The sequence below is a fragment of the Hydrogenophaga sp. genome, assembly GCF_030158645.1.
In the GTDB taxonomy this organism is placed as follows: domain Bacteria; phylum Pseudomonadota; class Gammaproteobacteria; order Burkholderiales; family Burkholderiaceae_C; genus Hydrogenophaga.
The window spans coordinates 21,400-40,138 of the sequence record NZ_JAOASO010000089.1 but is presented as its reverse complement, the minus strand read 5'-3'; the positions used below and the strand labels follow the sequence as shown (position 1 = coordinate 40,138).

Below are 18,739 nucleotides of genomic sequence, written 5' to 3'. Positions count from 1 at the left end.
CTCCGGCTGGTTTTTTTTCGGTGGTGCGGCTGCGCCACCGCTTTCTCTTCCCCGGGATTTCCCTTGGTTTACATCTCATAGTGTCATTTTTCTTTGACACTTTTCGATGGGAGAGGTACAACCTTTTCCATGCAACTCCCTGCCCTGTCGGCTGTCACCGAGCTTTTCAAACCCATCACCTGGTTTCCACCCATGTGGGCGTTTGCCTGCGGGGTGGTGGCGTCGGGTGTGTCCATGGACGGGCGCTGGCTGCTGGCGGTGGTGGGCGTGGCGCTGGCCGGCCCGCTGGTGTGTGCGACCAGCCAGGCGGTGAACGACTGGTACGACCGCCACGTGGATGCCATCAACGAACCGCAGCGGCCGATTCCTTCCGGGCGCATTCCCGGGCAATGGGGCCTGTACCTCGCCATTCTCTGGACCGCGGTGTCGCTGGCGGTGGCCACTGCGCTGGGCCCCTGGGGCTTTGGCGCTGCTGCGCTGGGCCTGCTGCTGGCGTGGGCCTACAGCGCTCCGCCGGTGCGCCTGAAAGAAAACGGCTGGTGGGGCAACGCGGCCTGCGGCATCAGCTACGAAGGCATTGCCTGGATCACCGGTGCGGCCGTGATGGCCGGTGGCGCCATGCCCGGCGGTGAATCGCTGGTGCTCGCCGCGCTCTACAGCGCCGGCACCCACGGCATCATGACCCTCAACGATTTCAAGGCGGTGGCCGGCGACCGGCAGATGGGCGTGCGATCGCTGCCGGTGCAGCTCGGCGTGGACCGTGCCGCGCGCGTGGCCTGCTGGTTCATGGCGGTGCCGCAGGTGGTGGTGATTGCGCTGCTGCTGGCCTGGGGCCAGCCGTGGCACGCGGCCGGTGTGGCGGGCCTGCTGTTGGCGCAAGGCTTCATGATGCGCCGTTTCATCGCCGATCCCACGCCCCGCGCGCTCTGGTACAGCGGCTTCGGTGTGCCGTTGTTTGTGTCGGGAATGATGGTCAGTGCGTTTGCCTTGCGCGCCATGACGGGGGCTGCTCCATGACGCCCTTTGGCTGGGGCAGCATCGCACGACTGGGCCTGGTACAGATGGCACTGGGCGCCATCGTGGTGCTCACCACCTCCACCCTCAACCGGGTAATGGTGGTCGAACTCGCCCTGCCCGCGCTGCTGCCGGGCATGCTGGTTGCCTTGCACTACCTCTTTCAGATCGCCCGCCCGCGCATGGGCCACGGCTCGGACGTCGGCGGGCGGCGCACGCCGTGGATCGTGGGTGGCATGGCGGTGCTGGGCGTGGGCGGTGTGGTTGCCGCGCTGGGCACGGTCTGGATGGCTTCGGATCGCGCCGCCGGCATCGCGCTGGCGGTGTTCGGTTTTGCACTGGTGGGGCTGGGTGTGAGCGCCAGTGGCACCTCGCTGCTGGTGATGCTGGCCAAGCGGGTACCGGCCGCGCGCCGCGCTGGCGCCGCCACGCTGGTCTGGATGATGATGATCGCCGGCTTCGCGCTCACTGCAGGCCTGGCCGGCCACCTGCTGGAGCCCTATTCGCCCGAACGCCTGCTGGCCGTGACGGCGGGCGTGTCGCTGGCTGCGTTTGCCCTGACATTGCTGGCACTGCGCGGGCTTGAGGGCGCGCAGGCCCGCTACGCACGCCCCGGCGGCGATGCACCCCGCTTCCAGGAGGCGCTGGCCCAGGTCTGGGGCGAACCGGTGGCGCGGCGCTTCACCATCTTCGTGTTCGTCTCCATGCTGGCCTACAGCGCGCAAGACCTGATCCTGGAACCCTTTGCAGGCACGGTGTTCGGCTACACGCCGGGCGCATCCACCCAGCTCTCGGGCGTGCAGCACGGTGGTGTGCTGGCCGGCATGTTGCTGGTGGCGTTCTCCGGTGCGTTGGCGGCCCGGTTTCCCTTGCATCCGCTGCTCGGGCGCATCGGTTCGCTGCGAGGATGGACCGTCGGCGGCTGCGTTGCGTCGGCTCTGGCGTTGTTCGGCCTGACGCTAGCCGGCCTGCAAGGCGAAGGCTCACCCCTCAAGGCCACGGTGTTCGCGCTGGGCCTGGCCAATGGCGCGTTTTCCATCGGCGCCATCGGTTCGATGATGCGGCTCGCCGGCGAAGGCCGGCAGTCGCGCGAAGGTGTGCGCATGGGCCTGTGGGGCGCAGCGCAGGCCATCGCCTTCGGGTTCGGCGGCCTGGTCGGCACCGGTGCGAGCGATCTGGCCCGCTGGCTGATCGCCACGCCGGGCTCGGCCTACGCGGCCGTGTTCGCGCTCGAAGGCTGGCTGTTCCTGCTCTCGGCCGCACTGGCCTGGCGCATCTCGGCACCGGCGGCCCAAGCACCGGGGCGCCTCTCTCCGTTTTCCAACGCCGGTGACGCCTTTGCCGTCGGCAACAACCCCAGGCAACTGTCATGAACACAGACGAAACCTTCGACGTGGTGGTGATCGGTGGCGGCCCTGCCGGCGCCACAGCGGCACACGAACTGGCCCGCCAGGGCCGTTCGGTGCTGCTGCTCGACCGGGCCGGCCGCATCAAGCCCTGTGGCGGCGCGATCCCGCCGCGCCTGATCAAGGACTTCGAGATCCCCGACGAACTGCTGGTCGCCAAGGCACAGTGCGCGCGCATGATCGCGCCGTCGAACAAGCACGTGGACATCCCGATCGACAACGGCTTTGTGGGCATGGTCAACCGCGAGTCGTTCGACGAATGGCTGCGTGCGCGAGCCGCCACGGCGGGCGCGGTGCGGCGCACCGGCGTGTTCGAAAAACTCAGCCGCGATGCGGATGGCACCAGCGTGGTTCATTACAGCGCGCGCGACCGCCACCAGCGTGGCGAGGGCACGCCGGCACAGGTGCGCGCCCGTGTGATCGTGGGCGCGGACGGTGCAAAGTCGCAGGTGGCGCGCCAGGGAGCGGTGCCCGGTGTGGAGGACACGCAGTACGTGTTCGCGTACCACGAGATCGTGCGCGCGCCCACCCCGGCGACCCAGCCCGCCGGCTATGACGGCACGCGCTGCGACGTGTACTACCAGGGCCGTTTCTCGCCCGACTTCTACGGCTGGGTGTTCCCGCACGGCGACACCATGAGCATCGGCACCGGCAGCGCCGACAAGGGCTTTTCGCTGCGCGGCTCGGTGCAGAAGATGCGCGAGGCCAGCGGCCTGGCCGGCTGCGAGACGCTGCGCCGCGAGGGCGCACCTCTGCCCATGAAGCCGCTGAAGCGCTGGGACAACGGCCGCGACGTGGTGCTGGCCGGCGACGCTGCCGGGGTGGTGGCGCCCGCCTCGGGCGAAGGCATCTACTACGCCATGCTCGGTGGTGAGCTGGCCGCACAGGCCGCGCACGAGATGCTGGCTACCGGCGACGTGCGTGCGCTCAAACTCGCGCGCAAACGCTTCATGAAACTGCACGGCACCGTGTTCACGGTGCTCGGCATCATGCAGTGGTTCTGGTACGTGAACGAAAAACGCCGCGAACGCTTCGTGAAGATCTGCGAAGACCGCGACGTGCAGCAGCTCACCTTCGAGTCCTACATGAACAAGCAGCTCACGCGCAAGAAGCCGATGGCGCACGTGCGCATCTTCCTCAAGGACATGAGCCACCTGCTGGGCTTCGCGCGGGTGTGACGGACCTCTGGCAGATCCGCTGGCTGCTCGACGCGGTGATCGTCTTCACCCTGCTGGAAGGCATGGGGTTGTGGCTGTACCACCGCCTCACAGGCCAAGGGCTGGCCCCGGGTGAATACGCCTTGAACATGCTCTCAGGCCTGTGCCTGATGCTGGCCGTGCGCGCCGCGGTCAGCGGACTGGCTTGGCCGTGGGTCGCCGTGTGCCTGAGCGCGTCGGGCCTGGCACACGGCTGGGATATCTTGAGGCGCTGGCGGCAACGCCAGCCCTCATTCAAATGAGGCGCTGGCGGCCGCCAGCGCTCCTCGATCCCGGGTGTCAGCCGGCCTTCTTGACGTACGCGCTGCACCAGCCTTTGCCGGCGACCGCCTTGCCGGGGAAGATGGCGCAAGGGCCTGCCGCATCGGCGGGCTTGCCAGCGTACACCTGGCAGTTGCTGCACATCTGGGTGGCGGCGTGCTTGGGAAACTTCTTGGCATCGACCTTGGTGGTGTCGGCCACGTAACCCAGCGCAGCGGCCTGGGCGTCCTTCTCATTGAGCATGGCGGCCTGCGCCTGGGCCTGGGTGGCCAGCAATGCGGTGCCGCTGGCGGCAGCGACTTGAAGCATGAAAACGCGACGATTGGAACCGTTCATGTGATGACCTCGTGGGTGTTGCGATATTGCCCCGACATCCTACGCCGCGCAGGATTAACCCGGGCTGACACCCCCGAGCGCTTGAGTGCGGCAATGGCCCATTGCCCCGCCGGGGCTTTGACCTGACGCTGCGGCCAGACGGGCGCGGTCGACCCGAAACAACCGGACGGGCGGGGATACGTACACTTGGCAAAAAACCCTGCCCATGACGCCCCAAGACTACGTTCAGCAAAAAGCCGCGGCCTCGGGCAGCAGCTTCTATTACGCCTTTCTGTTCCTGCCCGCCGAGCGGCGCGCCGCCATCACCGCCTTTTACGCTTTCTGCCGCGAGGTGGACGACGTGGTGGACGAGGTGAGCGACCCGGCCGTGGCGCAGACCAAGCTGGCTTGGTGGCGGCGCGAGGTGGCGCAGTCGTTTGCCGGCTCGCCCACCCACCCGGTGATGCGCGCGCTCATGCCGCTGAGCACTGCCCACGCGATCGAGGCCCGACACCTGAACGCGGTGATCGACGGCTGCCAGATGGACCTGGAGCAGAACCGTTACCTCGACTTCGCCAACCTGCAGCGTTACTGCCACCTCGTGGCCGGTGTGGTGGGCGAGGTCGCCGCCAACATCTTCGGCCAGACGCAGCTGCAGACCACCGCGTACGCCCACCGCCTGGGTCTGGCGTTCCAGCTCACCAACATCGTGCGCGACGTGGGCGAAGACGCCGCGCGCGGTCGCATCTACCTGCCGGTCAACGAGCTTCAGAGCTTCAATGTGAAGGCACACGAACTGCTGCAACGCGGCGCAGCGCCCGGCACCGGCGTGGCCGACTTCAACCGCCGCTTCACCGCCCTCATGCAGTTTCAGTGCACCCGCGCGCTGCAAACCTACGACGAAGCCCTGGCCCTGCTGCCCGCGGCCGACCGGCGCGCGCAGAAGCCCGGCCTGATGATGGCCAGCATCTACCGCACGCTGCTGCAGGAGATCGCGGCCGACCCGCTGCTGGTGCTGACCCAGCGCGTGAGCCTCACGCCGCTGCGCAAGTTCTGGCTCGCCTGGAAAGTCCAGGCATTGGGCAGGTTATGACCCCCACGCTCCGCCGCTTCGCGGGTTGCTGCCCCCCCAGGGGGCTGGTCTTGCTGGGGGCGGCCCGGCGGCAGGTTCGTGGCCCCCACGCTCCCCCGCTGCGCGTGGTCCGCTGCCCCCCCAGGGGGCTGGTCTTGCTGGGGGCGGCCCGGCGCTGCGACCGTTCTCCACCGATCCCATGAAAGTAGCCGTTGTCGGCGCGGGCTGGGCCGGCATGGCCGCGGCGGTGGAGGCTGCGGGGCTGGGCATGGACGTCACCGTCTTCGAAGCCACGCGCACCTTGGGGGGCCGCGCTCGTGCGCTGAGCGCCGCGAAGCCCGACGGCACATCCCTCACGCTGGACAACGGACAACACATCCTGATCGGCGCCTACAGCGAAACCCTGGCCCTGATGCAGCGCGTGGGACTCGAACTGCCCCACGTGCTGATGGCCCTGCCGCTCTCGCTGCCCTACCCCGATGGCACGGGCCTGCAGACACCGGCCTGGGCCGCGCGCTGGCCGGCGCCGCTCGATGCGCTGGCGGCGATCGCCACCGCGCGCGGCTGGACCTGGGGTGAGCGCCTGGCGCTGATCCGCGCCTCGCTGCGCTGGCAGATGGCAGGTTTTCGTTGCGAGCCCTCGGCCACGGTCGAGAGCCTGTGCGAAGACCTGCCCGAGCGCGTCATGCGTGAGCTGGTCGAGCCGCTGTGCGTGTCCGCCCTCAACCTCCCCGCTTCACACGCGAGCGCCGCCGTGTTCCTGCGGGTCATGCGCGACGCCCTGTTTGGCCGCGGCGCGGCGGGGTTCAACGCGTCGAGCCTGCTGCTGCCGCGCACCGACCTCACCCGCCTGTTTCCGGCGGCCGCCGCGCAGTGGCTGCAGCAACAGCACGACAAAACCAGCCGCATCCAGTTGGGCGCCCGCATCACGGGGCTGCGCGCCGAAGGCACGCAGTGGCGGCTCACCGGTGACGGCATCGACCAGGCCTTTGACCGCGTGATCTGGGCCACCACCGCCAGCGTGGCCGCACAGACCTTGCTGGCCCACGCCGACGACAACGAGGCGCTGGCCAGCTGGGCGCTGTCGGCGCACGCGCTGGGCTTCACCGCCATCACCACGGTCTACGCCTGGGCTCCCGGGGCCCGCCTCGCCGCACCCATGCTGGCCCTGCGGGCCGAACCCGACGAACAGGCGGCGCCCGCGCAGTTCGTGTTTGACCGAGGGCAGCTCAGCCCCGACGATCCCGCGGCGCAAGGCGTGCTGGCCTTCGTGGTGAGCGCGAGCACCGGCGAGCGCGACGACTTGCAGGCGCGCGTGTTGCAGCAAGGCCAGCGACAACTGGGCCTGGCGCTGCAGCCATGGGTCACGGTGGTGGAGAAGCGGGCCACCTTCGCCTGCACACCCGGCCTGGAGCGCCCCGGCGCGCTGATGGCCCCGGGACTCTTCGCGGCGGGCGACTACGTGCAAGGCCCCTACCCGGCCACGCTCGAATCCGCCGTTCGCAGCGGCCTGGCGGCGGCACGCTTGGCCAAAGGCTGAGTCGGCACAACACCCGCAGGGGAACCTCTGCCCACCCCGGCGTTCCCACCGGTTGAAAATTTTTCAACCACCCACCAAGGAAGCCCGCGGGATGAACCAGACCAGCCCCACCCGAACCCTGCTGATGGCAAGCGCCCTGTGCCTGTCGGCACTCTTCAGCACCTCGGCCCAAGCACAGCGCATGGTCAGCGTGAAGGGAAGCACGCTGAACATGCGCGAAGGCCCGGGCACGCACACGGCGGTGTTGTGGGAACTGAAACAGGGCTATCCGCTGCAGATCACCGAGCGCAAAGGCAGCTGGCTGCGCGTGCGCGACTTCGAAGGCGACACGGGCTGGGTGGCGCGCTCGCTCACCGGCAACACCCCGCACCACGTGGTCAAGTCCCCGGTGGCCAACCTGCGCAGCGGGCCGGGCACGCAACACCGCATCGTGGGCAAGCTCGAATACGGTGAACTGCTGCGCACCCGAGAAAAGCGCGCCGACTGGGTGCGCGTGGAGCGCAGCGAAGGGGTGAGCGGCTGGATCGCGAAACGGCTGCTCTGGGGCTTCTGAAGACCGGCGCTCAGTCGAACTCGCGCAACTGAACGTAGGCGGGTCGCGCCATGCAGCGCAGGATCCAGTCGTGCGTGAGCGGGTGGTCGGCCATCAGTGTCCTGGAGGGGCGCGCCCAGTTGAGCACGCTGGCCACGCACAGGTCGGCCACGGTGAACCGCGCCGCCGCCAGATGCGCCTGGCCCGCGTCCTTCTGTCGTTGCAGGTGCTGCTCGATGACGCACAGTGGCACCGCGAGGCGGCGCTCGGCGGCCTCTGCCAACGCCGGTTTGCGCCGCTCTTCGGGCATCACCAGGCGGTGCATCAGCACGGTCAGCGCATCGGTCTCGGCTTCCGTCACGGCCCAGAAGCTCCAGCGCAGAGCCTCGGCGTCTTCACGCGGCGTGGCGGGTGTGATGCTCACCCCGTCCGCCAGCCCATGGTGCCGCGCGATGTACAGCGCACAGGCCATGCTCTCCCACACCACCACGTCACCGTCGGGTCGCGCATCGACCACCGCCGGCACATGGCCATTGGGATTGATGGCCAGGAACGCCGGTGTGCGTGTGCCGCCACCCTGGTAGTCCAGCTTTTCGTGGTGGAAGTCGAGGCCGAGTTCGGTGGCCGCCCAAAGGGGGCGCACGGCGCGGGAGGCAGCGATGCCGTGGATCGTGAGGCTCATGGCGGTGGCTTTGGCAAAAAGAAGGGTCAACCGATCTGGCGGCACAGGTCCATCAGGTCGGTCACGGTGGTGTGGGGCTGCAGAGGGGCATGGTCCCAGGCCAGCCCGGTGCGGTTGATCCAGGCCACCTGCATGCCGGCGCGAAGACCACCCACCACGTCCAGCACCGCGTCATCCCCGATGTGCAGCACTTCGGTGGGGTCAACGCCGGCGGCGTCGGCCGCCGCGTGGAAGATGCGCGGGTCGGGTTTGCCCACACCGAACTCGCGTGCGTTGAAGGCCGCGTGAAAGTGGTGGCCGAGGCCCACGCGGTGCACGTCGGCATTGCCGTTGGACACGGCCACCACCGGAAAGCGCGTGCTCAACCATTCCAGGGCCGGCATCGCATCCTCAAACAGCTGCACGCGCTGACGCTCGTCGAAAAACACGTCGAACGCCGGCTCGGCCAGCGCGGGGTCGTCGCCGGCTCGGTGCAGCACGTAGCGGATCGACTCACGCCGCAAGGCGCTGAGGTCGTAGGCCAGGTCGGGCCGCAGGGTCTGCAGGTGGTTGCGCGCTTCCCGCAACGCCCCGGGTGTGGCGTAGAGCTTGGCGGTGGCCGGCGCGTGCTGCGAGAGCCAGTTGGCCAGCATGGCCTCGGCTCGCTCGATGGTGGGCCAGATGGGCCAGAGCGTGTCGTCCAGATCGATGCTGATGGCGCGGATGCGGGTGGGGTCCAGCACCAAGGGGGTGGCGGGCAGGTCGGTACTCATGGGGGTTTTCATGCTTGCGAGAGAATAGCGCATGCCCTTCAACACCGAACCGCCCTTCAAACACGGCCAAGCCGCTCGCACCGCAGTGCTGCTGTGCAACCTGGGCACCCCCGACGAACCCACCGCCCCCGCCCTGCGCCGCTACCTCGCCGAGTTCCTGGGCGACCAGCGTGTGGTCGAAATCCCGCGCTTCGTCTGGATGTTGATCCTGCACGGGATCATCTTGCGGGTGCGGCCCAAAAAATCGGCCGCCAAATACGCCGGTATCTGGATGCCCGAGGGCTCACCGCTGAAGGTGTGGACCGAGCGCCAGGCCATCCTGTTGCGCGGGTATCTGGGCGAGCGCGGCCACCAGGTGACGGTGCGCTACGCCATGCGCTACGGCAACCCCTCGATCGCCTCGGTGATGGACGAACTCAGGGCCGAGGGCGTGACCCGCGTGCTGGTGCTGCCGGCCTACCCGCAGTACAGCGCCACCACCACGGCCAGCGTGATCGACGGCGTGATGAACTGGGCCGCCAGGGTGCGCAACCTGCCCGAACTGCGCTTCATCAACCGTTACCACGACCACCCGGGTTACATCCAGGCACTGGCCAAAACCATCCGCGCCCACTGGGCGGCGCACGGCCAGAGCGAACAGCTGGTGATGAGCTTTCACGGCGTGCCCGAGCGCACCCTGCAGCTGGGCGACCCCTACCACTGCGAATGCCACAAGACCGCGCGCCTGCTGGCCGAACACCTGGGACTGCCCAAGGACCGCTACAAGGTCACGTTCCAGTCGCGCTTTGGCAAGGCCAAGTGGCTGGAGCCCTACACCGAGCCCACGCTGATCGACCTCGCCAGCAAGGGTTTGAAAAGCGTGGACCTGGTCTGCCCCGGCTTCACCAGCGACTGCCTGGAAACGCTGGAAGAAATCAACATGGAAGCGCGCGAGGCCTTCCTGCACGCGGGCGGCCAGAGCTTCCAGTACATCCCCTGCCTGAACGACCAGCCCGAGTGGATCCGCGCACTCACCGACGTGACCGAGCAGCACCTGCAGGGCTGGGCCACCAAAACCGCCGACCACCCGATGGAGCTGCAGGCCAGCCGCGAGCGCGCGCTGGCGATCGGCGCGAAGGACTGAGCCCTGTCGGCTGCCTGGCCTGTCTTTCTGCAGGGACTGGCCCTGAGCCTGGGTCTCATCGTGGCCATCGGCGCGCAAAACGCCTTTGTGTTGCGCCAAGGCCTCAGGCGCGAGCACGTGGGCAGCGTGGTGGTGTTCTGCGCCGTGGCGGACGCTGCGCTGATCACGGCCGGTGTGCTGGGCATGGCGCAGGCCCTGGGCAACAGCCCTGGCCTCGCGCGCGCACTCGCACTGGCAGGTGCGGCCTTCCTGGCGGTTTATGGATGGCGCGCGCTGCGCCGGGCGCGGAATCCTGAGCGGTTGACCGCATCGGACACCGGCGCGTCCATCAGCCGGGCGGCCGCCCTGGCGCAGGCCGCCGCCTTCACGTTGCTCAACCCCCATGTGTACCTGGACACGGTGCTGCTCGTGGGCAGCATCGGCGCGCAACAACCCGCCGCCCTGCGCGGCTGGTTCGTCGCAGGTGCCAGCACGGCCAGCCTGCTCTGGTTCGGGCTGCTGGGCTTCGGTGCGCGCTGGATGGCGCCCTGGTTTGCGCGGCCCAAAGCCTGGCAGGTGCTCGACGCCCTGATCGGGGTGACCATGTGGCTGCTGGCCGCGCTGCTGCTGCGCCACGCCCTGGCCAACCTCTGATCCGGCGTGCTCAGGCGCTCACTGCGCCACGGCGACCCGGCGGGCCAGCAAGCGCGGCACCAGCAAAACCAACACCACGACCGCCAGCAACGTGGCCGACATCGGGCGCTCGAAGAACACCATGAAGCTGCCCTCGCCAATGGAGAGTGCATTGCGCATCTGAGCCTCGGCCATCGGGCCCAGGATCAGCCCCACGATCACCGGCGCCGTGGGAAAGTCGTAGCGGCGCATCACCACGCCCAACAGTCCCAGACCGTACATGAGGAACAGGTCAAACGAACTCTGGCGCATGCCGTACACACCCACCGTGGCAAAGATCAGGATGCCGGCATAGAGCTGCGGACGCGGGATCTTCAGCAGCTTGATCCACAGACCCACCATCGGCAGGTTGAGCACCAGCAACATCACGTTGCCGATGTAGAGCGAAGCGATCAGCGCCCACACCAGTGCCGACGAAGTCTGGAACAGCTGAGGCCCCGCGTTGATGCCGTAGTTCTGCAGCGCGCTCAGCAAGATGGCCGCCGTCACCGAGGTGGGAATGCCCAGCGTGAGCAGCGGCACCAGCGTGCCGGTCACCGCAGCGTTGTTGGCGGCCTCGGGCCCGGCCACGCCCTCGATGGCACCCACCGTGCCGAACTCGGCCTTGTGCTCGGGGCTGGCCAGTTTGCGCTCGGTCGCGTAGCTGAGAAACGTGGGAATCTCGGTGCCGCCAGCGGGGATGGTGCCGAACGGAAAGCCGATGGCCGTGCCGCGCAGCCAGGCGGGCCAGGAGCGGCGCCACTCGCTGCGCGTCATGTGGGCGCGGGTCATCTTGTTCATGAAGGCCGGGCTTCGTCCCTCGTACAGCGCGTTGTAGAGCGCCTCGGCCACGGCAAACAAACCCACCGCCACCAGCACCACCTCGATGCCGTCCATGAATTCGAGCACGCCGGCGGTGTAACGCACCTGTGCCGTGATCTGGTCGATGCCGATCAGGCCGAGCGCCAGGCCAAAGAACAGCGCGGTGAGGCCGCGCAGGGTGCTCTGGCCCAGCACCGCGCTCACGGTGGTGAAGGCCAGCAGCATCAGGCAGAAATACTCGGGCGGGCCGAGTTGAACCGCGAACTCGGCCAGGAGGGGCGCGAACAAGGTGACCAGGATGGTGGCGATGCTGCCCGCCACGAACGAGCCGATGGCCGCGCTGGCCAGCGCCGCACCGGCGCGCCCGCTCTTGGCCATCTTGAAACCTTCGAGCGCGGTGACCATGGTGCCGGTCTCGCCCGGTGTGTTGAGCAGGATGGACGTGGTCGATCCGCCGTACATGGCGCCGTAGTAGATGCCCGCAAAGAAGATCATCGACGCGGTGGGTTCGACCTGGCCGGTGATGGGCAGCAGCATGGCCACGGTCACGGCCGGGCCCAGGCCGGGCAGCACGCCGATGGCTGTGCCCAAAGCGCAGCCGGCAAAGGCCCAGAGCAGATTGATCGGCGTGCCCGCGGTGGCGAAGCCACCGAGCAGTTGGGTGAGGGTGTCCATCATGTCGTTGCAGCCTGGGCGGTCAGATCCAGCCCGAGGCCGTGATGCCCGGCAGGTTCACCGCGAGCAGTTGGGTGAACAGCCAGAACACGGGCGCGGCGATCAGCATGCCGGTGACCGCGTCCTTGGCGGTCTGGCGCAGGTCGCCTGCCGGCTTGCCTTCGCTGGCGCGCAGGCCACGAACCGCGAGCACAAAACACAGCGAGCAACTGAGAATGAAGCCGATGGTGGTGATGAGTGCCGCGTTGAGCAACACGCCGGCCGAGACCCAGGCCAGCGCGCGCCAGTCGCCGCGGGCCGCACCCGAGGGCTCTTCCATTTGCCGGTAACCACCCGTGAGCACCTCGCGGATCAGCATCACGCCGCACAGGCCCAGCGCCGCGCTGATCACCCAGGGCAAAAAATTGGGGCCGACGCCGGCATAGCCCGCGTCGGAAGGAATGTCCATCGCGCCCCAGGCCAGCACGGCGGCCAAGATCAGCGCACCGATGCCCATGGCCAGCTGGCCAGGGCGGTGGTTGGGGTTCTCGGAGTTTGCTTCGGGGGTGGTCATGGACACAGGCTCAAACCATCCCGGCGCGGACCATCGTGGCGCGCAGCGAAGAAAAATCTTTGTCCACGAACTCGTCAAACGCCTTGCCGGTCAGCAGCGCAGGCATCCAGTTGTTTTTCTCCACGGCAGCCGCCCACGCCTTGCTTTGCGTGGCTTTCATCACCATGGCGGTGAGCGCATCGCGCTGGGCCGGCGTGATGCCGGGTGCGCCGTACACACCGCGCCAGTTGCCAATTTCCACGTCGATGCCCTGCTCTTTCAAGGTGGGCACGTCGATGCCTTTGACACGCTGCGCCGACGTGACGGCGATCGCGCGCATCTTGCCGCTCTCGATGTACTGCTGAAACTCGCTGAAGCCACTGCCGCCCAGGGTGACGTTGCCGCCCAGGATGGCGGCCACCGCTTCACCACCGCCGCGAAACGGCACGTAGTTGATCTTGGACGCCGGCACGCCGACCGACTGCGCGATCTGCGCGGCGGCGATGTGCTCGGTGGCACCGCGCGAACCGCCGCCCCACTTGATGCTGCCCGGATCCTTCTTGAGCTGATCGACCACGTCTTTCATGGTCTTGTAGGGCGAATTGGCCGGCAGCACGAACACGTTGTATTCGGTGGTGAGGCGGGCAATCGGGGTGAGCTGCGTGATCGACACCGGCGGCTTGCCGGTGATGATGCCGCCGAGCATCACGGCGCCCATGACCATCAGCGCGTTCGGATCGCCCTTGCTGGCGTTGAAGAACTGCGCCAGTCCAATCGCGCCGGCCGCGCCGCCCTTGTTTTCGAAGGTGACCGAGGAAGCCACGCCTGCATCGCGCAGGGCTTCGCCCAGCGCACGGCCAGTGCCGTCCCAGCCGCCACCGGGGTTGGCGGGAATCATCATCTTGATGTTGGCGCTGGCCCAGGCGGCGTTGGGCAACGCGCCGGCAGCGGCCAGTGCGGCCAGGGATTTGAGGAAGGTGTCGCGACGCATGGTGTGTCTCCTGCTGTGTGTGATCTGACGTTGGTATCTTGCGGTTGAGCCCTGTCAATTCGCTGTCCGCCGCCCTGGGGGAAACCCTGAGCTGGCGGACAAGGCGTCAGAAGCGGTGACGCAACCCGACCTGGATGCCGTTCGAATTCGATCCCGCCACCGGGCTGTTGAAGCCCAGCGCCGACGCGGTGTCGTTGTCCACCGCGGTGAGGTGGCCGTAGATCGCGGTGCGCTTGGACAGGTTGTGGCTGGCCTGCAGCGTGTAGAGGCGCGCATCGTCGCTGGCGGCGGCGGCCGAGCCGTTCACGTCCTTGGCCTGCGCCGCGCCCACCGACACGGTGGTCTGACCGAACTTGAACGCGGCGGCCACGCCGTAAACCTTGAGCTTCTTCGCGGCCTTGTCCTCGGCGTCGTAATAGCCTGACAACGTGAAGCCGCCGAAGTCGTAAGCACCCACGAGCAACACCGCGTCGCGGCCCTGCCGGCCCGCGAGCACACCGTCGGCGTCGGTCACCCGCATCAGCGAAATGCCGGCGGTCAGTGGCCCGTGGGCGTACAACGCGTGCGCGCTGGCCTGCTTGGCGAAATCCGCGCTGGTGTTGGTGCTCACGCGCTCTTCGCCCAGGCTGTACTGGAGCTGGAACACGGTGTTGGCCACGGTGGGCGAGACGTAGGTGAGCGCGTTGTCCACGCGGTTGTAGTCGCCGTTGCCGATGATGGGCACCACACTCAACACGTCGTAGGTCTTGGTGCCGATGATGCTGACGATGTCGTCCATCGGCGTGTACTGGCGGCCCAGACGCACCGCACCCCAGCCGCCACCCAGACCCACAAAGCTCTGACGCCCAAACATCCGCCCACCCTGGCCCAGCGTGCCCGTGTCGGCGTTGAAGCCGGTCTCCAGCACGAACAGGGCCTTGAGCCCACCACCCAGGTCCTCGCTCCCGCGCAAACCCCAGCGCGAGCCTTGCTGCTGGCCCGAGGTGACGCGGGTGAGGGAGGTCGCGCCCTTGACCCGCTCGACGGCCACGTCGACGACGCCGTACATGGTCACGGACGACTGGGCAGAAACCAGTCCACTGAACAGCCCGAGAACGCCCAGGACGATCGCATTTTTTTCATATTGACCTCAAGAATGGATGGACAACCGCAACAAGCCTGATGCGTCCGGTGCGGCGATCGGACAGGCTGCATGCTCGGTTTGCAGGCTGTCAGTCGGCTGTCCACCCCATCCGGACAAACCCTGTGCATCGGTCGAACGGCGTGGGACCCGTGCCCATAATCGACGCCCATGAAACTGCTGTTGATCGAAGACAACGCCACCATGCAGACCACCCTGCGGCGCAGTTTTGAGCGGCGCGGTGTGCACGTGCTCAGCTGCGACGACGGCGCCCGTGCGCTGGCCCTGTGGCAGGCCAGCCTGCCCGATGCGGTGCTGCTCGACCTGAGCCTGCCCGGCCTGGACGGTCTGGAAATCCTGAGCCGGGCGCGCGCGGCGGGGCTGGTGACGCCGGTCATCATCCTGACCGCCCGCGGCACCGTGGGCGACCGCATCCTGGGCCTGAACACCGGCGCCGACGACTACCTGCCCAAACCGTTCGACCTCGACGAGCTCGAAGCGCGGCTGCGTGCGCTGGTGCGTCGCTCCGCCAGCGCCGACCACTTGGCAGGCCAAGCGGGACGGGGGCCCGTGTGGTGCGGCATGCACGTGGAAAAAGACAGCGGCGCGGTGTACTTCGGCGGCCAGCCCATGGAACTGGCGCCGCGCGAACTCTCCCTGTTGCAGGCCCTGCTCGGCAAGCCGGGGCATGCCATCGCCAAGGAGCGGCTGTTCGAGCTGGTGTTCCCCGGCGAAAGCCAGGTTCAACCCGAAGCCATTGAAGTGGTGGCCTACCGGCTGCGCAAGAAGATCGCCCACACCGGCGCGCAGCTGGTGACACTGCGCGGTCTGGGCTATCTGCTCAAGGCCGAGCGCTGATGAGCGTTCCCGCCACCGGCCACCGGCCCCACGCCCTCTCGCTGCGCCGCACCTTGTTGCTCGGCATCCTGCTGCCGGTGTTCGTCTTTCTGTTGATCAACACGGTGGTGCTGTACCGCCAGGCGCTGGCCGCCGCCGACACCGCTTACGACCGCACCCTGCTCGCCACCGCCAAGTCGCTCGGGGAACAACTGCGCGTCACCGGCTCGGGAAACGAACTGCGGGTGGAATCCACCGTGCTCTATTCGGCGCTGGAGGCCTTCGAAGCCGACAACCGCAGCCGCATCTTCTACCGCGTGAGCGGCCTGCAAGGCGAGCTGGTGTCCGGCTTCGACGACATGCCACGGGGGCGCAGCGACATCCCGCAAAAGAACCTCTATGCGGCGCTGGTGAACTTCTACGACGACCAGTACCAGGGTGTGCCGGTGCGCATGGCGGTGTTGCTGCAGCCGGTCTCGGGCGTCTACGAACAAGGCATGGCCACGATCCAGGTGGCCGAAACGCTCGAGCTGCGCGAGACCCTGGCACGCCAGATCCTGATCGACACGTTGTGGCGGCAGGCTGCGCTGGTGCTGGTGATCGCGCTGGTGGTGGTGTTCGTGGTGCAGCGCGCCACACGCCCGGTGCGCGCGCTCAGCCAGGCGCTGGGCATGCGCAGCGAGAACGACCTGTCTCCCCTGCCGACCGAAGGGGCACCGCGCGAACTGCTGCCACTGCTGGACGCCACCAACCAGCACATGCAGCGCCTGTCGCACCTGCTGGATCACCAGAAGCGTTTTGTGCGCGACACCTCGCACCAGCTGCGCACGCCGCTGGCCGTGCTCAAGACGCAGGTGCAGTCGGCCCAGCGCGGCGATGTGGAGCCGCGCCAGGCGCTCGATGAGATCGGCCACACGGTGGAGCGTGCCACCGAGCTGGCCAACCAGATGCTCGCGCTGGCCAAGGTGGAACAGCTGCGGCAAGAAAAAAGCACACCGGTGCACGAGTGGTCGGCCGTGGTGCGCCTGGTCGCACTCGACCTGTCGGCGCTCATCGCCGAGCGCTCGCTCGACTTTTCCATCACCACGCAGCGCGCGCCCGTGCGCGCCCACGAATGGGCCCTGCGCGAGCTGAGCCGCAACCTGCTGCACAACGCCATCAAGAACACGCCACCGGGCTCAGCGCTCACCGTGGCACTGGTGGTGGACACCCAGACCGCCGCACTCACCATCAGCGACGCGGGCCCGGGCATCTCGGCGGCACTGCGCGAGCGCCTGTTTCAACCCTTTGCCACCGAACAGCGGCCAGGCAGCAGCACCGCCGGCTCCGGGCTGGGGCTGGCGATCTGCCGAGAGATCGTGCAGTCGCTCGGTGGCGCCATCGACCTCGACAACCGCACCCGCTCCGGCCAGGTGAGCGGACTGGACGCCACCGTGCGCCTGCCCCTGGCCCCACACACGCCCCCTGCATGAAACCCGCCCACACCGAATCCTCAGCCACCAGAGTCCGGCTCGACAAATGGCTCTGGGCCGCGCGCTTTTACAAAACGCGCAGCCTGAGCAGCGAAGAAATCGAGAAGGGCCGCGTCAGGCTCAATGGCCAACTGGCCAAACCGTCGAAAGAGGTCAAGACCGGCGACACGCTGGAACTGCGCATCGGCCACGAGGTTCGCACGGTGGTGGTCCAGGGCTTGAGCGGCGTGCGGTCTTCAGCGCCGGTGGCCGCACTGCTGTACGAAGAGACCGCCGCCTCGCTGGCGCAACGCGCCGCGAACGCCGAAATGCGGCGCCTCGCGCCCGAGCCCGCTCACAGCCAGCCCATGGGGCGGCCCACCAAGCGTGACCGGCGGGACATCGAGGGTTTGCGCGACGCGCCGCCCCGAGGCGAATGGAACGATCGCTGGAGCGCGTCGCTCGACGAGTGACCGCCCCAACGCCAAGGCCCACCACGAACCGGCCGCACCCATCCAGGGGCATCCAGGGTCCGGCCAAAGAGGGGGGGGGGAAGCCGCGTCAGCGGCGCGGGGAGGAGCTCAGCCTTTCCGCAGCCCCAGCCACATCACGGTGGCCACCACCAGCAGCCCACCGGCCACCTGCACCGCTGCAATCGACTGGCCCAGGATCGCCCAGGCCAGCACCAGCGCAAAGATGGGTTCGATGTTCATGATGGCCGAGTTGCCCACCACGCCGAGTCTGGGCAACACGGTGAACATGATGGTGAACGCGGTGCCATAGAGGACGGTCAAACCGGACAGCCCCCACCAGCCCACCGCCGCCTGCGGCAAGGCCAGGCCACCCTGCACCGCACAAGCGACGAGCGCCATGATGCCCACGATGCTCATGGTGGTGGCGGTGCGCAGGCGGCCATCGAGATCACCTGTCTCATGCTGCGTGATCACCAGCGCCAGGCCAAAAGTCGCCGCGGCCGTCAATGCGAACGCCACGCCCACACCAATGCGCGACCAGTGGCCCGATGCGCCCAGACCAGAGGCCGCGCCCGACACATCGAGCGCGAGCGCCAGCCCGAGCAGCATCACCGGCATCGCGCGCAGCACGCGCGGCTGCGGCCGCTGGCCGTAGACCACGCGAGCCCACAGCGCGGTCCACAGCGGGTAGGTGTTGAAAGCCAGCAAGGCCAGCGCCACGGGCAGCCGCGCCACCGAGGCGTAAAGACACAAGCTCTGCACGCCCACCAGCACACCGATCGCCGGCAAGGCCTTGCGGTGACGGGCCTGCAAGCGCACCGGCACCCGGTACGCCAGCACGATCAAGCCCACCACCAGCGCCGTGACACCACTGCGAAACGCCACCGCCGTGGCCACGCTCACCCCGTGGTCAAACGCCAGCCGGGCCGCCACGTGGTTGGCACCCATCATGAACGCGATGAGCAGCAGCGTGGCGAATGCCGAGCCGGACAGTGAGGCCGTGGGTACATGGGGTGCGGACATGCCCGCATTTTGGGGGGTCGGACATCGAAACCCGTGTCACGCCCGGACGCACACCAACGGCGCGGACATGAAAAACGCGCCCGAAGGCGCGTTTTGTTTTCTTGTCTGGCGGAGCGAGAGGGATTCGAACCCTCGATGAGGCTCTACACCCCATACTCCCTTAGCAGGGGAGCACCTTCGGCCACTCGGTCATCGCTCCGGAAGCTGCGTATTATGCCTCATCCCGGCAGGCTTCTTCCTCTGAAGCGGG

The 18,739-nt window shown here is 68.0% G+C and carries 20 protein-coding genes and 1 tRNA gene; 12 read left to right on the top strand and 9 right to left on the bottom strand.

The features are described from left to right. Positions 1-129: 129 nt before the first annotated feature. Genes chlG through Q1W68_RS09445 form a run of 4 tightly spaced genes read left to right on the top strand, consistent with a single transcriptional unit; the run spans position 130 to position 3,879 of the window. Positions 130-1,017 carry a chlorophyll synthase ChlG gene (chlG, locus tag Q1W68_RS09460; RefSeq protein ID WP_300716373.1) on the top strand — a complete coding sequence of 296 codons (888 nt, stop codon included), beginning with the start codon at positions 130-132 and terminating at the stop codon, positions 1,015-1,017. Then, positions 1,014-2,387 (top strand): BCD family MFS transporter, encoded by a 1,374-nt coding sequence (locus tag Q1W68_RS09455; protein WP_300716371.1) that lies wholly within the window; start codon positions 1,014-1,016, stop codon positions 2,385-2,387. The genes chlG and Q1W68_RS09455 overlap by 4 nt, the downstream gene beginning before the upstream one ends. Continuing rightward, entirely contained in the window at positions 2,384-3,598 is a 1,215-nt protein-coding gene (locus Q1W68_RS09450; RefSeq protein ID WP_300716369.1) for a geranylgeranyl diphosphate reductase, read from the top strand. The genes Q1W68_RS09455 and Q1W68_RS09450 overlap by 4 nt, the downstream gene beginning before the upstream one ends. After that, the gene (locus tag Q1W68_RS09445) at positions 3,595-3,879 is read left to right on the top strand and encodes a hypothetical protein (RefSeq protein WP_300651542.1); all 285 of its coding nucleotides are present in this window, start codon (positions 3,595-3,597) and stop codon (positions 3,877-3,879) included. The genes Q1W68_RS09450 and Q1W68_RS09445 overlap by 4 nt, the downstream gene beginning before the upstream one ends. Positions 3,880-3,916: 37 nt before the next feature. Here the strand turns inward: Q1W68_RS09445 and Q1W68_RS09440 are convergent, their stop codons facing one another. Continuing rightward, positions 3,917-4,207, bottom strand: a complete 291-nt coding sequence (locus Q1W68_RS09440; protein WP_300716366.1) for a high-potential iron-sulfur protein — start codon at positions 4,205-4,207, stop codon at positions 3,917-3,919. A gap of 232 nt (positions 4,208-4,439) precedes the next feature. Here Q1W68_RS09440 and hpnD point away from each other — a divergent pair, with 232 nt between their 5' ends. The 3 genes from hpnD to Q1W68_RS09425 all read left to right on the top strand — a co-directional run bounded on the left by hpnD (position 4,440) and on the right by Q1W68_RS09425 (position 7,378). After that, positions 4,440-5,306 carry a presqualene diphosphate synthase HpnD gene (gene hpnD, locus Q1W68_RS09435; protein WP_300651547.1) on the top strand — a complete coding sequence of 289 codons (867 nt, stop codon included), beginning with the start codon at positions 4,440-4,442 and terminating at the stop codon, positions 5,304-5,306. Positions 5,307-5,484: 178 nt separating this feature from the next. Then, positions 5,485-6,825 carry a hydroxysqualene dehydroxylase HpnE gene (hpnE, locus tag Q1W68_RS09430; RefSeq protein ID WP_300651550.1) on the top strand — a complete coding sequence of 447 codons (1,341 nt, stop codon included), beginning with the start codon at positions 5,485-5,487 and terminating at the stop codon, positions 6,823-6,825. 91 nt (positions 6,826-6,916) lie between these two features. Next, positions 6,917-7,378 (top strand): SH3 domain-containing protein, encoded by a 462-nt coding sequence (locus tag Q1W68_RS09425; protein WP_300651553.1) that lies wholly within the window; start codon positions 6,917-6,919, stop codon positions 7,376-7,378. Between the two features lie 10 nt (positions 7,379-7,388). On the opposite strand, the gene Q1W68_RS09420 is transcribed toward Q1W68_RS09425, so the two are convergent. After that, a complete protein-coding gene (locus tag Q1W68_RS09420) occupies positions 7,389-8,039 on the bottom strand; it encodes a glutathione S-transferase family protein (protein ID WP_300651556.1) in 651 nt (216 codons plus the stop codon). A 26-nt stretch (positions 8,040-8,065) separates the two neighbouring features. Further along, on the bottom strand, positions 8,066-8,791 hold the full coding sequence (locus Q1W68_RS09415) for an HAD family hydrolase (RefSeq protein WP_300651557.1): 726 nt from the start codon (positions 8,789-8,791) through the stop codon (positions 8,066-8,068). A gap of 31 nt (positions 8,792-8,822) precedes the next feature. Here Q1W68_RS09415 and hemH point away from each other — a divergent pair, with 31 nt between their 5' ends. Continuing rightward, on the top strand, positions 8,823-9,914 hold the full coding sequence (hemH, locus tag Q1W68_RS09410; RefSeq protein ID WP_300716363.1) for a ferrochelatase: 1,092 nt from the start codon (positions 8,823-8,825) through the stop codon (positions 9,912-9,914). A 3-nt stretch (positions 9,915-9,917) separates the two neighbouring features. After that, a complete protein-coding gene (locus Q1W68_RS09405; protein WP_300651577.1) occupies positions 9,918-10,547 on the top strand; it encodes a LysE/ArgO family amino acid transporter in 630 nt (209 codons plus the stop codon). A gap of 18 nt (positions 10,548-10,565) precedes the next feature. Here Q1W68_RS09405 and Q1W68_RS09400 read toward each other — a convergent pair whose 3' ends face one another. From Q1W68_RS09400 to Q1W68_RS09385, 4 genes are all read right to left on the bottom strand, one after another. Further along, entirely contained in the window at positions 10,566-12,062 is a 1,497-nt protein-coding gene (locus tag Q1W68_RS09400; RefSeq protein ID WP_300659035.1) for a tripartite tricarboxylate transporter permease, read from the bottom strand. Positions 12,063-12,084: 22 nt separating this feature from the next. Further along, the gene (locus tag Q1W68_RS09395) at positions 12,085-12,615 is read right to left on the bottom strand and encodes a tripartite tricarboxylate transporter TctB family protein (RefSeq protein ID WP_300651561.1); all 531 of its coding nucleotides are present in this window, start codon (positions 12,613-12,615) and stop codon (positions 12,085-12,087) included. 10 nt (positions 12,616-12,625) lie between these two features. Then, on the bottom strand, positions 12,626-13,585 hold the full coding sequence (locus Q1W68_RS09390; RefSeq protein ID WP_300651564.1) for a tripartite tricarboxylate transporter substrate-binding protein: 960 nt from the start codon (positions 13,583-13,585) through the stop codon (positions 12,626-12,628). 106 nt (positions 13,586-13,691) lie between these two features. Next, complete coding sequence (locus Q1W68_RS09385) at positions 13,692-14,672, bottom strand: porin (RefSeq protein ID WP_300651580.1); 981 nt, start codon at positions 14,670-14,672, stop codon at positions 13,692-13,694. A gap of 204 nt (positions 14,673-14,876) precedes the next feature. Here Q1W68_RS09385 and Q1W68_RS09380 point away from each other — a divergent pair, with 204 nt between their 5' ends. From Q1W68_RS09380 to Q1W68_RS09370, 3 genes are read left to right on the top strand one after another with little or no spacing between them, the layout of a single operon-like run. Further along, positions 14,877-15,563 (top strand): response regulator transcription factor, encoded by a 687-nt coding sequence (locus Q1W68_RS09380; RefSeq protein WP_300651568.1) that lies wholly within the window; start codon positions 14,877-14,879, stop codon positions 15,561-15,563. Further along, a complete protein-coding gene (locus Q1W68_RS09375; protein WP_300651570.1) occupies positions 15,563-17,014 on the top strand; it encodes a sensor histidine kinase in 1,452 nt (483 codons plus the stop codon). The genes Q1W68_RS09380 and Q1W68_RS09375 overlap by 1 nt, the downstream gene beginning before the upstream one ends. Beyond that, positions 17,011-17,466 (top strand): RNA-binding S4 domain-containing protein, encoded by a 456-nt coding sequence (locus Q1W68_RS09370; protein WP_300651572.1) that lies wholly within the window; start codon positions 17,011-17,013, stop codon positions 17,464-17,466. Before Q1W68_RS09375 ends, Q1W68_RS09370 begins: the two co-directional genes overlap by 4 nt. Before the next feature lie 108 nt (positions 17,467-17,574). On the opposite strand, the gene Q1W68_RS09365 is transcribed toward Q1W68_RS09370, so the two are convergent. Beyond that, entirely contained in the window at positions 17,575-18,489 is a 915-nt protein-coding gene (locus Q1W68_RS09365; RefSeq protein ID WP_300651574.1) for a DMT family transporter, read from the bottom strand. Between the two features lie 106 nt (positions 18,490-18,595). Then, positions 18,596-18,688 (bottom strand) — tRNA-Ser (locus Q1W68_RS09360). Between the last annotated feature and the right edge of the window lie 51 nt (positions 18,689-18,739).

Coding starts and splice junctions, on each gene's coding strand:
- Q1W68_RS09440 (WP_300716366.1), bottom strand. CDS start 4,207: ATGCTTCAAGTCGCTGCCGCCAGCGGCACCGCATTGCTGGCCACCCAG.
- Q1W68_RS09415 (WP_300651557.1), bottom strand. CDS start 8,791: ATGAGTACCGACCTGCCCGCCACCCCCTTGGTGCTGGACCCCACCCGC.
- Q1W68_RS09370 (WP_300651572.1), top strand. CDS start 17,011: ATGAAACCCGCCCACACCGAATCCTCAGCCACCAGAGTCCGGCTCGAC.
- Q1W68_RS09455 (WP_300716371.1), top strand. CDS start 1,014: ATGACGCCCTTTGGCTGGGGCAGCATCGCACGACTGGGCCTGGTACAG.
- hpnE (WP_300651550.1), top strand. CDS start 5,485: ATGAAAGTAGCCGTTGTCGGCGCGGGCTGGGCCGGCATGGCCGCGGCG.
- Q1W68_RS09420 (WP_300651556.1), bottom strand. CDS start 8,039: ATGAGCCTCACGATCCACGGCATCGCTGCCTCCCGCGCCGTGCGCCCC.
- Q1W68_RS09400 (WP_300659035.1), bottom strand. CDS start 12,062: ATGGACACCCTCACCCAACTGCTCGGTGGCTTCGCCACCGCGGGCACG.
- Q1W68_RS09390 (WP_300651564.1), bottom strand. CDS start 13,585: ATGCGTCGCGACACCTTCCTCAAATCCCTGGCCGCACTGGCCGCTGCC.
- Q1W68_RS09380 (WP_300651568.1), top strand. CDS start 14,877: ATGAAACTGCTGTTGATCGAAGACAACGCCACCATGCAGACCACCCTG.
- Q1W68_RS09365 (WP_300651574.1), bottom strand. CDS start 18,489: ATGTCCGCACCCCATGTACCCACGGCCTCACTGTCCGGCTCGGCATTC.
- Q1W68_RS09450 (WP_300716369.1), top strand. CDS start 2,384: ATGAACACAGACGAAACCTTCGACGTGGTGGTGATCGGTGGCGGCCCT.
- Q1W68_RS09375 (WP_300651570.1), top strand. CDS start 15,563: ATGAGCGTTCCCGCCACCGGCCACCGGCCCCACGCCCTCTCGCTGCGC.
- Q1W68_RS09425 (WP_300651553.1), top strand. CDS start 6,917: ATGAACCAGACCAGCCCCACCCGAACCCTGCTGATGGCAAGCGCCCTG.
- chlG (WP_300716373.1), top strand. CDS start 130: ATGCAACTCCCTGCCCTGTCGGCTGTCACCGAGCTTTTCAAACCCATC.
- hpnD (WP_300651547.1), top strand. CDS start 4,440: ATGACGCCCCAAGACTACGTTCAGCAAAAAGCCGCGGCCTCGGGCAGC.
- hemH (WP_300716363.1), top strand. CDS start 8,823: ATGCCCTTCAACACCGAACCGCCCTTCAAACACGGCCAAGCCGCTCGC.
- Q1W68_RS09395 (WP_300651561.1), bottom strand. CDS start 12,615: ATGACCACCCCCGAAGCAAACTCCGAGAACCCCAACCACCGCCCTGGC.